At 39.1% G+C, this 16,150-nt stretch carries 8 protein-coding genes; all 8 read left to right on the top strand.

Features of this window, described 5'->3' with window-relative positions; translation table 11 throughout:
- Window positions 1-8: 8 nt before the first annotated feature.
- The 8 genes from ABIB40_RS13160 (at window position 9) to ABIB40_RS13125 (ending at window position 16,122) form a co-directional block, all read left to right on the top strand.
- The gene (locus ABIB40_RS13160; RefSeq protein ID WP_354359801.1) at window positions 9-1,736 is read left to right on the top strand and encodes a RagB/SusD family nutrient uptake outer membrane protein; all 1,728 of its coding nucleotides are present in this window, start codon (window positions 9-11) and stop codon (window positions 1,734-1,736) included.
- A 92-nt stretch (window positions 1,737-1,828) separates the two neighbouring features.
- Window positions 1,829-4,945 (top strand): SusC/RagA family TonB-linked outer membrane protein, encoded by a 3,117-nt coding sequence (locus ABIB40_RS13155; RefSeq protein ID WP_354359799.1) that lies wholly within the window; start codon window positions 1,829-1,831, stop codon window positions 4,943-4,945.
- A 26-nt stretch (window positions 4,946-4,971) separates the two neighbouring features.
- Window positions 4,972-6,699, top strand: a complete 1,728-nt coding sequence (locus ABIB40_RS13150; RefSeq protein WP_354359797.1) for a RagB/SusD family nutrient uptake outer membrane protein — start codon at window positions 4,972-4,974, stop codon at window positions 6,697-6,699.
- A gap of 430 nt (window positions 6,700-7,129) precedes the next feature.
- Complete coding sequence (locus tag ABIB40_RS13145; RefSeq protein WP_354359795.1) at window positions 7,130-8,632, top strand: sialate O-acetylesterase; 1,503 nt, start codon at window positions 7,130-7,132, stop codon at window positions 8,630-8,632.
- A gap of 3 nt (window positions 8,633-8,635) precedes the next feature.
- Window positions 8,636-10,438 (top strand): hypothetical protein, encoded by a 1,803-nt coding sequence (locus ABIB40_RS13140; protein WP_354359793.1) that lies wholly within the window; start codon window positions 8,636-8,638, stop codon window positions 10,436-10,438.
- Complete coding sequence (locus ABIB40_RS13135) at window positions 10,371-12,302, top strand: family 43 glycosylhydrolase (RefSeq protein WP_354359791.1); 1,932 nt, start codon at window positions 10,371-10,373, stop codon at window positions 12,300-12,302. Before ABIB40_RS13140 ends, ABIB40_RS13135 begins: the two co-directional genes overlap by 68 nt.
- 28 nt (window positions 12,303-12,330) lie before the next feature.
- A complete protein-coding gene (locus tag ABIB40_RS13130; protein WP_354359789.1) occupies window positions 12,331-14,193 on the top strand; it encodes an MGH1-like glycoside hydrolase domain-containing protein in 1,863 nt (620 codons plus the stop codon).
- Between the two features lie 12 nt (window positions 14,194-14,205).
- Window positions 14,206-16,122, top strand: coding sequence for an alpha-amylase family protein (locus ABIB40_RS13125; RefSeq protein ID WP_354359787.1), 1,917 nt, complete (start codon window positions 14,206-14,208; stop codon window positions 16,120-16,122).
- The last annotated feature ends 28 nt before the right edge of the window (window positions 16,123-16,150 follow it).

The raw sequence follows: 16,150 nt of genomic DNA, 5'->3' as shown, positions 1-16,150 counted from the left end.
AAAGTAAAATGAAAAAAATAACTTATTTAAAATTTATCGGCCTAGCATGTTCGATAATATTGTTGACAGGTTCGTGCAAAAAATCTTTTCTAGATTCAGCACCTTACGCCGTTGTTACAGATAAAAACTTTTACCAAACAACAGACCAATGCAAAGGGGCTGTTATGCAATGTTACAATAGAACAGTACATCTTGGGCCAATCTATTTGTTTATTCGCCATGCTTTAAATGATTATGCAGGCGATGATTTACTGAGAACAAATACCGATGACTTTACTGTTTGGTATAATTTCTCTCCTGATAATGTTCAGTTTTTATGGGGATGGAAATATTGTTTCCAGGGTATTTATTTATGTAACTATACCATCCAAAAAATTGCGGAATCGCCAATTGCGCAGACCGATAAAGATGAACTAACTGCCGAGTGTAAAACGATAAGGGCAATGATGTATTACATGGTGGCAACCCGATGGGGAAAATGCCCGGTAATTACAGAAGTGTTGCCAATTGAAGAATATTACAAAGTTAAATTCTCTAATGCCGAGGAAATATATGCCCAAGTAATCAAAGATCTTACAGAAGCTACACCCAATTTGCCTAAAAGCTGGGACGCCGCCAATAAAGGGCGTTTCAGCCAATCGGCCTCCAAGTTTTTACTGGCTAAAACCTATATGCAGCTTGCAGGTTATCCCATTAAGAAAACCGAAAATTGGCAAAAAGCGTCAGATGTGTTAGCTGATTTTGTACCGAAAGCAAAAAGGGGAGACTATGACTTGGACCTACTTTCAAATTACGGCGATGTATATGACAAAGCGCACGATCAAAGCAAAGAGTCCATTTTCGAAGTAAATGAAATGTACTACCCACCTGGAGCAGGCATTAGTCTTGAAGTTGGTGCGCCTGGAAATTTTTTACAGGTGTTTGAACAGCCAGATATGTACGAGGGTTTTGGTGCAAGGGAATGTTTTACTGCGGATCTTTATGACGAATTTGAAAAAGATGGCAGTGGAAAAATTATTGACAAGCGATTTACCTACACCATGCTAGAACCTGGAGACGTGTTTTATGTAACCATCCCCGGCGACACGATGCTTCATAATTCCACAGGCAGATTTTTTATAAAGAATGTAAAAGTTGATAAAGCAACAAATACCTTGCATTATGACATAAAAGATAATTCAGATAAATCTTATGCTGGGTGGGTTTGGCCAGGCAAAAATAACGAATGGTATCCCAATTATAAATACCTAAGAAATGGCAACGAAAGAACTGGCCAAATTAATAACGCAGGCCTTACGGGAGAAGATCTTAATGTAAAATGGCTGCGCTTTGCAGACGCTGTTATTTGTTATGCCGAGTGTTTAAACGAAACGGGCCACACGGCAGAAGCAGCGACTTATTTAAATGAGGTAAGAACAAGAGCTAATCACAGTCTAGCAAAAGACCCACGCCGTATTTATCAAAAAACAATAGTAACCGGCGAATTGCCGATGATTAGCCCCGGGCTGTCGCAAACGGATATGCGCTTGGCCGTTCAGCATGAATCGAGGGTTGAACTTGCAGGAGAAGACTGGCGTTATGAAAACCTTCGCCGTTGGGGAATTGCCGAACAAAGACTTCACCAAATGGCTGCCAAGTTGCCTAAGGTCGGAGCATCGTCATTCAATCCTGCCAGTAAATATGTAAAAGGAGCGTGGGACTATTATCCTGTACCAACGAATGAATTTAAACCATAAAAATTGATGATTGTAAAATAATCTAGAGCAGTGTTTTTTCCACTCCTCTAGATATTATACCATAACTAAAGAAACCTAAAAAACTAATTGATATGAGTAAAAAATTAAAATACCATCAATATCGAAAAATCCTATTATTGTTTAGCTCAATCATGTTTTCTTTTGCGGTGGTTTATGGGCAGCAGACCATTACGGTTAGCGGGGTAGTAACATCTTCAGAAAATTCGCCAATTGCAGCAGTAAATGTTACAGCAAAAGGAACTAACAAGGGTGTTGCTACAAATAAGTCTGGAGCTTATACAATCACAGTAAATAAGGCAGCGGTTTTAGTGTTTAGCAGTATTGGGTTTGAGAAAAAAGAAGTTGCCGTAGGTAACCAAACTGTAATAAACGTCTCACTCGATTTTAATAACCAAAACCTAGATCAAGTAGTGGTGGTGGCTTATGGAAAGCAGAAGAAAGCAACCGTTACTGGCGCTATTGCTTCTATTGGCACTAAGGAATTGAAACAAAGCCCTGCCGCAAACTTGGCGGCTTCATTGGCTGGTAGGCTGCCGGGCTTAACAGCGATTCAATCATCTGGGGAGCCGGGCAAAGATGCCGTATCCTTATATTTGCGGGGGCAGGGAACCATTAACGGCCAAACCCCGGTAATTTTGGTAGATGGTGTGCCGAGAGATTTGACGTACATTGATCCAAATGAAGTAGAAAGTGTAACCATTCTTAAAGATGCTTCCTCTACCGCAATGTTTGGCGTACGTGGCGCAAACGGTGTTATTTTGGTTACAACAAGAAGAGGAAAGACAAATAAGCCAGAAATTAGTTTTTCTGCAGAAACCGGTGCACAAGAATTTACTCGGCTTCCCAATATTTTAAGTTCCTTTGAATGGGCAACGCTTAGAAATCAAGAAAATACAAACGATGGCAATCCTCTTGAATTTTCTCAGGCTGCTCTGGATCATTTTAGGTTACAAGATGATCCTACTCATTATCCAAATAATAACTATCAGAAAATGTTGATGCGCCAGTATGTCGGTCAACAACGCTATAACTTAAATTTATCTGGTGGTACCGAGTATGTTAACTACTTTATAAATGCTGGTTATTTAGACCAAGGCGGCCAATGGAAAGTAGAGCAAACAGACTACGATCCTTCTTCTTATTTAAAAAGGTATAATTTTCGTTCAAATATTGATGTATATCTTAATAAATCTAAAACCCTTAAAACGTTTTTAAATCTTGGAGGCTACGTAGAGAATGTAAATAGCCCCGCAGGTAGTAACGCAGGTCTGGGATTTGGAAATGCTATCAATGCTCTTGTGGATATTTTTAACACTCCGCCCATTACCCCAGGGCCTTTAACACCAGATGGAAGAGTGCTGGTCTACAAAAATAATAATTCACCTTATGGAGATATTAACCGTTCTGGCTATGTTCAGGAAACCAGAAGCAACATTCTTTCGTCTTTTGGAATGGAACAGGACCTAAAGTTTATTACTCCTGGCCTCTCTGCCAGGTTCATGATCTCTTTTGATACCAAGGCCATACATGACCTTACAGAATCACAATCGTATTCTCAATGGAACCAGGCAATTGTTCCCGGTAGTGGCGGACAGGATAGTACCGTGTATGTGCCGGCTAATGGCAATCAAAATTCTACGTTAAATCCATCTGTAAATACCACCTTCCAAACCTACTCTAATTTACAGTTGTTTATTAATTATAGCCGCACATTTGGTAAACACACTTTTACCGGTTTAATTTTAGGGCAGCAGGATAAAACCATCAAGCCACAACAAGGCGATAACCCAAGCTCTACAGATTTTCCGTTACCTTTTAATTTGAGGGGGCTTTCTTCTCGTATTACCTACGGATATGAGAATAAGTATTTTGCAGAATTTAATATGGGTTACAATGGCTCAGAACAATTTGCAAAAGGGCGTAGATATGGGTTTTTCCCTTCTGTTTCTGCAGGTTGGTTAATTTCTGGAGAGAATTTTATGAAAAATATCTCTGCAATCAGCCTGTTGAAAATAAGAGGCTCCTACGGGGAAGTTGGTAATGACAGGATCAACAATAACAGGTTTTTATATTTGGATAATACCATTATACAAGGAGGTGGCTGGGTTGGCGGAGGTGGTACCCTAGGTATTAATGGCAATGTTGTAAACGAAGCTTACGTGGGCAATCCATTACTAACTTGGGAAACTTCTAAAAAGTCTAACATAGGTCTAGAACTGGGTTTGTTTAATCAACTTAACCTCACTGTTGACATATACAAATCGATCAATAATAATATGCTGATCAACCGTGGAACGGTGCCTCAATTAAACGGTTTGCCAAATAGCGCATTACCACCTCAAAACATTGGGCGTCTTGTAAACCAAGGGTATGAAATCGAGCTCGATTATAATAAGTCTGTAAATAGAAATCTATCGCTGTTGGGAAAGCTTAATTTCAACTACTCTAAGAATAAACTCGAATTTGTAGATGAGCCTAAAAGAACACCCGATTATGCCTACCAATACTACAGCACAGGTAACCCCGTTGGCCAGTTTTTTGGTTTAATATCAGATGGATTCTGGAACAGCCAGGATGAAATTGACCACTCTAACCTTACTTTTGCAGGAAGGGCTCCAAGACCCGGCGACCTTAAATTTAAAGACCTAACCGGAGATGGGATTATTGATCAAAGAGATTTCGGCCCAATTGGATATTCTAACGTTCCTCAATATTCTTTTGGAGCAACCGTTGGAGTTAATTATAAGAACTTCGATCTTTCTATGCTCTTCCAGGGCGTAGCTAACGTTACACAAGATTTTAGAGGGTGGGGAGTTTGGGAGAATTATGGTAGCGGTTTTTTTTCTGATAGACATTTAAATGCTTGGACGCCAGAACGCGCTGCAAACGGTTCACCAATTAGTTACCCGGCACTAAGCGCCTCCAACTCTTCTAGTCAAGCATATCCCAGTGATTACTGGCTGGAAAATACCTCTTATTTGCGGTTGAAAAACGTGGAGCTAGGTTATAACCTTCCAGTTCAACTAGTACAAAAAATTGGTGCAAAAAAAGTACGGGTGTATGCCAATGGATTCAATTTGTTTACTTGGGATAAGATGATAAATAAGGGATATGACCCCGAGAGTCCTGGCCCGCTTACCTATCCTATTTACAAAATATATAACCTTGGTGTAAACATTGTTTTTTAATTCTTTTACCTCAAAAATTTAATGAAATGAAACAACTACTTTCTATATTTTTTCTTATTGTCCTATTCAGTTCGGGATGTAAAAAAGACCCTTTAGACATTACCCCAAATGGGAGAATATCTGTAGGCGATGTGTTTAAAGACAACAACCAAACTGCAGCATATTTAAATTCGGCCTATGGATACCTACAGGAATATGGTGGCCATTATTTTTTTCATACCATGCTTGCAGGTTTTTCTGATGAGGCCCATGACAACGATGATCCAACGGAAAATCTTGCTGCTACTGCCTGGTATAATGGTTCTTTAACTCCAACTACCAACCCACTGGAGAGCGGAGGCTGGAATGGCAATTATTATGGAAATGATTGGAGCGGCATTCGTAAATGTAACGTATTCCTATCTCATATCGATGATGCAAACGTAACGAATCCTTCTGATAAGGCCCGTTGGAAAGCTGAGGCTAAGGTATTAAGGGCTTTTTACTATTGGGATTTGATACAGCGATACGGTGGGATGCCAGTAGAGACAGAGGCTTTTCCGTTATCGTTTGATTATAAAACCCTTAAAAGATCCTCGTTTGATGACTGTGTAAAATTTATAGTTAAAGACTGTGATGAGGCCATTGCAGAGCCAAATTTACCATACCGCATTACCACCGGCGAACCCGATAGATCGAGGTTTACCAAAGCGGTTGCTTATGCTATAAAATCAGAAGCTTTATTGTTCAATGCGAGCCCGTTATGGAATCCTACAAATGATAAAACCAAATGGCAGGCTGCAGCTACGGCGGCTCAACAAGCCATTACAGATCTCACTACTCATGCCAACTACGGCCTAGTTGCCGATTATGGAAAATATTTTATCACTACTCCTGATCTTGGCTCCGATCCCGTAGATAAAGAAACACTTCTGGAAATGAAAAATAATGGCAATATATCTCAATGGCAATTTTTTGCGGGTTCCCCAAGTATACGTGCTTATAAAGCTGGCCCATCGCCGTCGCAAGAACTCGTAGATTCTTATGAAATGGCCGACGGTACCGTGCCCATAACTGGCTACAGCGATGACAATCATTTACATCCTATCATTAATGCCGCCTCAAATTATAGCGATAGTAACCCTTACGTTAATCGTGACCCCCGGTTTTACGCAACAGTCTTTTACAATGGCGGTTATTATGGCAACATCAATGGAGGCCCATATTATCTTCAATCTTATGTTGGAGGAGCGGATGGTTTGTTGGCTAGCGACAGGCATTATACCAATAATGGATACTATTTGCACAAATTTGTAAACGGAGACTTGGTAGAAGCGCAATCAAGCGGTGCAAGATTCAAAAAATGGCGTATGGCCGAGCTTTATCTAAATCTTGCAGAAGCAGAAAACGAAGCTAACGGCCCTACAGATATCGCCTATTCTGGAGTTAATACGGTAAGAGCAAGGCCAAGTGTAAACATGCCGCCACTATCCGGATTAAACCAAAATCAGCTTCGCAACCGTATTCATAACGAGCGTAGAGTGGAGTTTGCATTCGAAGAACTTCGGTTTTGGGATGTACGCCGCTGGAAAATTCTTGATAAAACAGATCAATTAACAACTGGCATGAAATGGGTAAAGAATGGTGCTAGTTTTACAAATAGCAGAATTGTGGTTGACAGGCGAAAATCTTACGCAGATAAATTTTTGATTTGGCCTATACCATTAAGCGAAATTTCGGTAATGCCAGCATTCGCGCAAAATCCAGGGTGGTAGGTGTGAAATCAATTTTTGTTATTTACATTATTGGAAAACGCTGCTATTTAAATAGGTGAGGGCAGGACTACCCTTCGTTACCACATCACAAAAAAAAAGAAATAATCCCAATACGCTTCTATACTGCTTTAAATTAAGTTGTTATAGTTGCGTTTTGGGAATGGCAATGCTTAAATTACGGAAAAACTAACAAATAATGTCATTTTGAGTTTGTCGAAGGATAGTGATTTTGTTAGTTTTTAGACTTTTTTATGTTCTTCGACAGGCTCAGACTGACAAACGATTCGCCTAACTTAATCGCATTCGGGAAGTGGCGTAGGAGACTGGAGAATAGTAAAAGGACCGCACACGTTAAAGGAAGCCTTCAAGTCTTTGACACTTTAAGAAGACTATTGTCTATTTGCGAATAATTCAAACTCTTTAAGTACACATGAAATATTTTTTTACCCCAAGTACTTTTTTTTCTTTAGCAACAATACTTTTTCTTTCCTTATTTGGGAAGCGTTATTCTTTTGAAAAAAATAAACCCGGAATAAAAACCTACACACTGAGTATGCCTGCTATTTTCTGCGATAGCATGATTTTACAGCGTAATCAACCTTTGGTTTTTTGGGGAAAATGTAAAGCAAATTTAAAGGTTACGGCAATTTTAAATGGACAGTATAACAGCACATTTTCTGATACAGATGGAAATTGGAAAATAAAATTACCCGCCATGAAAGCCGGAGGGCCTTATAAACTTAAAATAGTTGACCAAAACAAAAATGCCATTTCTTTTAAAGATATATTGATAGGAGACGTTTGGCTCTGTGCTGGCCAATCTAATATGAATTTTATTTTGGCTGCCGACAAAAATGGTTCATCGGAAATAGCATCTCTTGATAATCCAAACATTCGCGAGTATCGGTGTAAGATGCCTGATGGTGTGCAAAATCCTGAAAACAGAGAACATTCTAAATGGATAACCGCGGTTGGAAAGCAGGCCTCAAATTTTTCTGCGGTTGCATATTATTTTGCGAAAAAAATTCAGACAACAGAAAAAATTCCCATTGGAATTATATTGATGGCTTGCGGAGATACCCGAGCCGAATCCTGGATGCCTGAAAATGTAATCCAAAACGATCCTGAATTAGATTCACTTTACCAGTATTGGAACTCACACCGTAACGATAATTCAATTCCGTTTAACCATCGTCCTGCAGAATTTTATAGCAATGTGGTAAACCCGATTATACCTTTTCCATTGAAAGGTGTTGTGTGGTACCAAGGCGAGTCGAACACTTTACCCGATAATTCCAAAAGGCCTGTGCAACAACGTGCTTCAGAATATAAATTTTTGCTTACCGACCTGATTCATACATGGCGTTCAAATTGGAATAACGAAAACCTGCCTTTTTACATCGTTCAGCTTCCCAATTATAAAGACCCATCAGGCGATATTCAATGGGCTGTAATTCGGCAGGCACAACTTAATGTGGCAAAAAACACAAAACACACAGGCCTCGTGGTAACCATAGATATTGGAGATTCTACCAATCTTCATCCTTCTGGTAAAGGTAGTGTTGGGTCAAGGCTTGCCCTTTGGGCATTGGCAAAAAACTATCGAAGAAACTTAGTTTTCAGCGGGCCAACAATTAGCAATATGAAAGTAAGTGGAAATAAAGCGGTTTTGAGCTTTGATGATGAAGCAAGCCGACTTGTAAGTAAAAGTGGTAACCTTCTTTTGGGATTCACTATTGCAGATGTTTCTGCTCCTAATAATTTTGTAAATGCGGAAGCATATATAGATAATGATAAAGTAATCGTTTCAAATCCCACCATAAAAAATCCTGTAGCGGTAAGGTATGCCTGGGGCGATAACCCTAAAGTTTCTTTATTTAATGCAGCAAATTTACCAGCAAGTCCTTTTTGTATAAAACTTTCTAATAAGTAAAATATGAGCTTTAAATTTTTTGCTTGCTTTATCCTTTTTTTGATTGCAACTGTTAACTTATATGCCCAAAATTCAAAACAGATTGCTATTTCCAATTCAGACCTTACAGCGACAGATGCCTTAGGAAGGACATTACCAGGATATAAAGAAACGGGACCGCCAAAACCAGACTTATACGTTGGCTTATTTTATTGGTTGTGGCATGATAACTTGAGAAGCTCTGCAACCAACCCAGATTCTATTAATGTAACGGAGATTTTAGCGAATAACCCTGGAAAAACAGATTGGCGAATGGAAGATTATTATTGGAACGAACCGGAAAATGGGTACTATCTCTCGGCCGATCCATGGGTTATGAAAAAGCACCTCAGGCTTTTCGCCACTGCCGGTATAGACTTTATTTTTTTAGATTTTACCAATGGTTCCATTTACGAAACAGAACTTGAAGAACTTTTAAATACTATTCACAAATTAAGACAAGAAGGCACCAGAGCGCCATATGTTGTTCCATTTCTAAATTCGGAATATGGCTGGAAAGTAAAGGCGCTTTATGAAAAATTTTATAAATCTGGTAAATATGATGATATATGGTTTCGGTGGCAGGGAAAGCCATTATTGATGTCTCCACTGCTCGACGCACAACAAATAAAAGATTCGGGCGAAAGAAACGAAATCGAAAATTATTTCACATGGCGACCAACTTGGGCGCTCTTCGACGGACAAAAAGCTGGCGGTCAATGGCGTTTTATGGATACCCATCCGCAAAGAGCGGCGTTGGACTCGGTAGGAAAAATAGAACAATTTGTGGTGTCAAAATCTTTGGGTGCACCGCTATGGGATTATCAGGGTAAATGTTCAAGCTGCGGGATAAACTATACCCCTAAGTTTGATAAATATTGGCTGGCAAAAGAAACCGGAACAGGAACTTATTTTCGAGAGCAATGGAACCGTGCAGATTCTGTAAAAGCACCCATTTTGTTAGTTACAGGGTGGAATGAATGGAAAGCGGGCGCATGGCCGACCAGTAAAGAGCTTGCCGCTGAAAAGGATTTTAAGTTTCAAGGGAGAAAAATGCATGAGGGCGATATGTATTTCGTGGATGAATTTAATGATGAATTTAACCGCGATATTGAACCAATGAAAAACGGATACACAGATAATTTTTATTACCAGTTTGTTTCACGAATGCGAAAATATAAGGGCATGCTGCCTCCCCAAACCGTCTCCAAAAAGAAAACAATTAAAGTCGATGGAAATTTTTCCCAATGGGAAAACGTAACACCGATTTATAAAGACTTTGTTGGCGATACAGAACATCGCGATTTTGACGGGGCGCGTGCAGGATTACACTATACAAATAATACAGGAAGAAACGACATTATCGAATCTCGCGTTGCCCGCGATAATACCTCCTTATACTTTTATGTAAAAACAGCCGCCCCAATTTCTTCTTACAAAGACAAAAATTGGATGATGCTATTTATTGATGCGGATAACAATAAAAAAACAGGATGGGAAGGCTATGATTATTTGATTAATTCAGAAATTAAAAACAAGAATACAACAACACTGAAGAAATGGGCCAGCGGCAAATGGTACACGGTAACAGATATGCCTTTCAATTTTAGTAAAAATGAGATGGAGATAAAGGTTTCGCTGAATGCAATAAAATTAGATAAAAAAAATATTGAAATAAATTTTCATTGGGCAGATAATATTCAAAAGCTGAATGATATTAATGAATTTTTTACCAACGGCGATTCAGCGCCCGAAAGGAGATTTGATTACCATTATAATACCAATTAAAAAGATGAAAAAAATACCCGCGTTGGAATATACGGAGTCCATCATTCTAAAAACAATATTGTTTTTGTACTGTACTTTTTTTAGTATAACAGGAATGGCACAATCCTTCGATCAAAAAGGTTTACAGGCAACTTATTACAATCAAGCAGGCTTTAAAGATTCTGTTTTAAAACGCCGTGATACCGCCATAAATTTTAATTGGATTCATCAAAGTCCCGATAAAAAAATAACTGGCAATGGTTTGTCGGTCGAATGGTTAGGCTATATCGTCCCCGAATATTCTGGGCTTTATACCTTTGAAATAGAAACCAGTGGCGATTATAAGTTATGGGTAAATGACAGCCTAATTATCAATCAAACTTTGCCATCTTCTTCCGCAAAATCATCTGGAGTCATTAGTTTAACAAAAGGGGTTCAATACCGATTTCGAACAAGTCTGTCTAGTACCCATGCTACGGTTTGCAAACTCTTCTGGCAGCATAAAAATCAGCCACATCAACTCATTCCTTCAATAGCATTCATACCCGAAGGTGCCGAGTTGCCGCCGGTTCGTATAATGACCAACGTTATTGGCCGCGACCCCGAAGTTACCTTGGGTCCAGACGGTGTTTACTACATGGTACATACAAGTTGTTATCTCGACGGGACTATTTCGCATAAAAATGCTTGGGACCATAACGATGGTTTGCATCTTTGGAAATCAACCGATCTTAAAAACTGGAGTCATGTCGGTTTAGTTTGGAGTATTGAAAAAGATGGAACTTGGCAAAAAGCGTATGACGAAAAAGGTAGGAGGCCGCTCTGGGCGCCCGAAATTCATTACATCAATAAAATGAAAAATTGGTACATGGTGTATAGCATGGGCACATTTGCGCCACAGGGAATAAGAACAGGTTTAATGAGAAGTGTTTCTGGTAAACCAGAAGGCCCTTATAAAGATGTGGTAGATGGCCCAATTACAGAAGGGATAGACGGCTCTTTATTTGAAGAAAATGGCAAAGTTTATTTTCTTAGAAATCATTGCCTCATCGCCTTAATGAATGATAGTATGACGGGTTTTACAGAGCCTTTTCGGGCTTTGAAAACTTACAATGGACAGACCGTGGGCTTTGAAGGTTCTGGAATACTTAAATTAAACAATAAATATTATTTGTATTCAGCAAAAAGCAATGAAGACATGGGCAAAAACACTTATGATCTAAATATTGCAGTAGCCGATAATATCTATGGTCCTTATACCAATAGTTGGCTTGCCTTGCGCCATGGTGGGCATAGCAGCTTATTTATAGATAAGCGAGGGCAAATTTGGGGAACTATGTTTGGCACAGATGATATTTCAAACATTTATATTACGCCTACACTTGTAAAATTTCAATTAGAAAACGGAGGTAGGATTTTGCCGGTTAGAGGCAAAGCAAGAGCCAAAGTAATTTTGCCTTCCCAACAAATTAAAGCAATAGAATGGAAATATTCTTTTAACAAGCCTTCTGCAAAATGGAATAAAATTTCTTTTGATGACAGCTTATGGAAAAGTGGATTAAGCGGCTTTGGAAAGGCTGGTAATAGCCCATGGAGTTCAGAGGAAATTTGGCTTCGAAAAAAAATAAGATTTGGGAATTTTTCTGCTGCGGAATTAGAGAACCTAGTACTTACGGTAAGCCATAATGCCGATGTTGAAATATACATTAACGGGGTGAAAGCTTGTGATATGGCGGGTGCCAATAAATATTCGTTGCAAAAAATAAGCGGCGCAGCTAAACAAGCCATCAAGAATAATCAATTAAATGTAATTGCAGTTCATTGCCATAAAGACGGTGTTGATCAATTTATTGACGCCGGACTCATCACTTGGACAGATTATTAAACCAACCTCAACCTCAACCTCATCCCCAATGAAAATAAAAGTTTTATCAACCATAATCCTATCAATTTTTGCGCTGCATAGTTATGCGCAAGAGCAAAATCCTGCGCAAGAATACGCCAAGTTAAAAGCTGAATTGGCAGTTGGATGGAATACATGGAACACAAGAAGTGTTTTGTCGCACGTTTTTTTACCAGATGGATTGGCTCTAAACCTCGAATTGAAAGATGGCCAGTCGGGTAATGTTTTAAAAGAATCGTTAATAGGCCGTAGAGGTGAAAATGTAGAAACAATAAGGCCAGGGCTGCATAGTTATGACGGCTCATACACAGAATTAACAATAGAATGGAAAGGAATTAACTTAAAAATAGAAAGTGCAGCAAATGGAAATGATGAAGCAATTTTAATTACGCCCATAAATAAAAATAAATTGAATCAGGTTATTGTGCGCCCAGAAATGTTATGGGGCAGAAAAGGTAAAATAGTTAAAACGACCGATGGTTTTGCTGCTGATATATCTTCTGGTAATTTTAAGATTTATGGTAACAATTTTATAAAGTCTGTTGCACGTAAAGATTCCATTTTCCAAGAAGCATCGCTCGATAAAATTGTGGGAATTAGCATTGACAAAAAACAAACGATTGATGAGATTAAAGCAACCATTGCGCAGGCGAGAAATAAATTGTTGCTCACTTATAAAAATTATGCAAAAGACGAGGAATTGTACAAACCTATGCAAAACGTATTGGCATGGGATGTAATTTACGAGCCAACACACGACAGGGTAATTGCTCCTGTAAGCCGCATTTGGAGCGTAGACGCAAAGGGTTGGGTAATATTTGACTGGGATACTTATTTTGCCTCGTGGATGTTTGCTTTGGATAATAAAAATCTGGCTTACGCAAACGCCATCGCCATTACCAATGAAATAACTGATAGCGGATTTATCCCCAATTATGCCGCAGGCCTTGGTAAAACAAATGACCGTTCTCAACCGCCGGTGGGATCCATTGTAATAAAAGAAATTTACAAAAAGTATAAAGAAAAATGGTTGCTGGAATATGTGTTTGATAAATTGCTTTCGTGGAATAGATGGTGGCCTAAAAAAAGGGATGTGGGCGGATATTTGGTTTGGGGCTCAGACCTTGTAAACAAGGAAGCGCCAAAATGGGAATCTGGCATGGATAACTCTACCATGTATGATAGTGCGCCTTATGATAGTATTAGCAAACTTCAAAAATTAGCAGATGTAGGTCTGATGAGCACCTATATTGCAGATTGCCATGCGCTAGCAGATATTGCAAAAGAACTGAACAAGCCAGATGTTGTGGCGGAACTAAATCATCGTGCAGAAAAATATACCAAATCGTTGAAGACTTTATGGAGCGAGCCTTTTGGGTTGTTTTTAAACAAAAACTTAGAAAACGGACAGTTTAGTTATCGTTTATCACCAACGCTTTTTTACCCGATGTTAGCTAAAGTAGCTACCCCACATCAGTCGCAAAGAATGATGGACGAACATTTTTACAATCCAAAAGAATTTTGGGGCAAATGGATTTTGCCATCTTCGCCGCGAAATGATACGGCTTATAAAGACAATACGTATTGGCGAGGAAGAATATGGGCACCATTAAATTTTTTGGTTTATCTCGGCATCAGAAATTATAATTTACCGCAGGCAAGAAAAGACATTGTAAATAAATCGAAGGAATTATTGTTAAAATCATGGTCGAGCCACAGGTACATTTACGAAAATTACAATGCCGAAAACGGCGAAGGAGATGATGTTCCAAACAGCGATAAGTTTTATCATTGGGGAGCGCTGCTGGGTTTTATATCAATTGTAGAAGATGGCAATATGGGCAACCCGCTCCAACCTTTAAATCAAAAATAACAGTATATAAATATGATAAACAAGCTAATTTGTAGCAAGACTTTTAAAGTGCCTACAGTAATCCTATTAATAATATTGTTGCCTTTTATAGCATCGGCCCAAACGAAATTTAATGTACAAAAGAGTACTGGCCTGTGGAGCGTTTCATCGGCTTCGCAAATTTTGTCATCTATATCTTCTCGATTAAACGGCGCCAATATCTTATCAAACGCTTCTTCTGACCATGCTGGTTTTCATAAAACAATAGACCGTTTAAATGTAAATTCCAGCTTTAAAGTTATCGATGGCAAATGGGTTCAACTAAATGTTTCTGTATTAAATCCCACATCAGACACGTTGTACATCGCTTCCTTCGAGCCACTAAATGCCAATTGCGGTAACATTTTAAAAGGATCTGTTGGCAATGATTTACGCATGATGTGGGAAAGTGCTACTTACGAGGTAGGCCGTGATAAAGATTATGAAAGTTTTTATTACGCGGCCTTATATTCGGTTCGAGATAAGACAGGCCCTGCATGGATGATTACTTATCAACCTCCGCAGTTATGGACTTCTATGATTAAAAAGAAAGGGGATTTGCTAAGCGCTTACACAAATTTTAGAGGAAGGAAATTTCCTGTTTATCCTGGTGAAAAGATAGACTTCGACCCGATTATGCTGAGCGCGGAATTCGATGCCATGAAAGGCTGGCAGGCTATAGGCAACATGTATAAGCCCACCAAAATGGCAATGCAACCCGTTAAACATTCTGGCTTTAATACTTGGGATTTTTATCGCGGCGACATCTCTAACAAGCAGTTGAAACCTGTTTTAAATTCTTTAGATAGTTTTAATAAAGTTTATCCAGAAAAGCTGCGCTATTTTACGTTAGATGATGGGTGGTTCGCCCAAAGAGGGAGCTGGGAATTTGATTTGAAAAAATTTCCGGAAGGAGAAAAAGGTTGGGAGAAGAAAGTTCGCAATGCGGGAATGGTACCTGGCGTTTGGATTTCTCCATTTTGGTCGAATAAGGATATGGTTGATAAGTACCACATGGAGGTACAAGAAGAAGTGCCCGACCATGTAATTCGTTACCGCGTAGATCCAAGCGATCCAAATGTTAGAAAATATGTGATAGAGCGTTTCAGGGAGCTCAGTCAATCTGGATATAAATTTTTCAAAATAGATTTCTTGGCTTTGGCATACACCGATAGACCTTATAAATATTCTAGATTTCCGCCAGAACGTGTTATAAGGGATTTTCTAATTGAAATAAAAAAAGCCATTGGGCCAGATGCTTTTTTATTGGGATGCAGTACGGTAGTCGCTCCATGCGCTATGGTTTGCGATGGTGCTAGGATTATGGCCGATATTACCGAAAACTGGGAAGTTACAAAAGGCATTTATAAACGCATTGCTTATAGGTACTGGATGAATGGTAATCTCTTCATCACCGACCCAGATTTTTTTGTGGGAAGAGGCCCTGAAACACTTAAGTCGGGCGCATTTCCTGGTTATGCTTTAGAAACCGGCGACAGGCAATATTTTGGATTTAATTATACGCAAGCTAAAACCTGGGCTACCATGTGCTTTGCTTTGGGCGGGCTTGTTAACTGGGCAGACCAACCGGCAGGCGTTAAAAAAGAAATTTGGGATCTGATGGGGGTGTTGGCAGAATATGGTCCAGGTAAACCTGGTGTTCCGCTAGATCTAATGGAAACTGAACAGCCTACCAAATGGTTTAGGGAAAATAACGGACGAAAGTATATTGTGTTGATCAATACAAATGATAAACCAATTGATGTTACCGTAAAAGTTAGCGAAGTAAAAGAACTTTCTGATACACATTCACTGACGGATATTTTTACAAAAGAACTCATAAATCACACTCACGGAGATTTAAAGGTAAGATTACAACCTTACGATTCTAAATGCTTCTTGATAAAATAAAACGGGCAATGTAGATCATGAAAAAAAC

Source organism: Pedobacter sp. UYP30, assembly GCF_040547165.1.
Taxonomy (GTDB): domain Bacteria; phylum Bacteroidota; class Bacteroidia; order Sphingobacteriales; family Sphingobacteriaceae; genus Pedobacter.
This window is presented reverse-complemented; position numbering and strand designations above follow the sequence as displayed.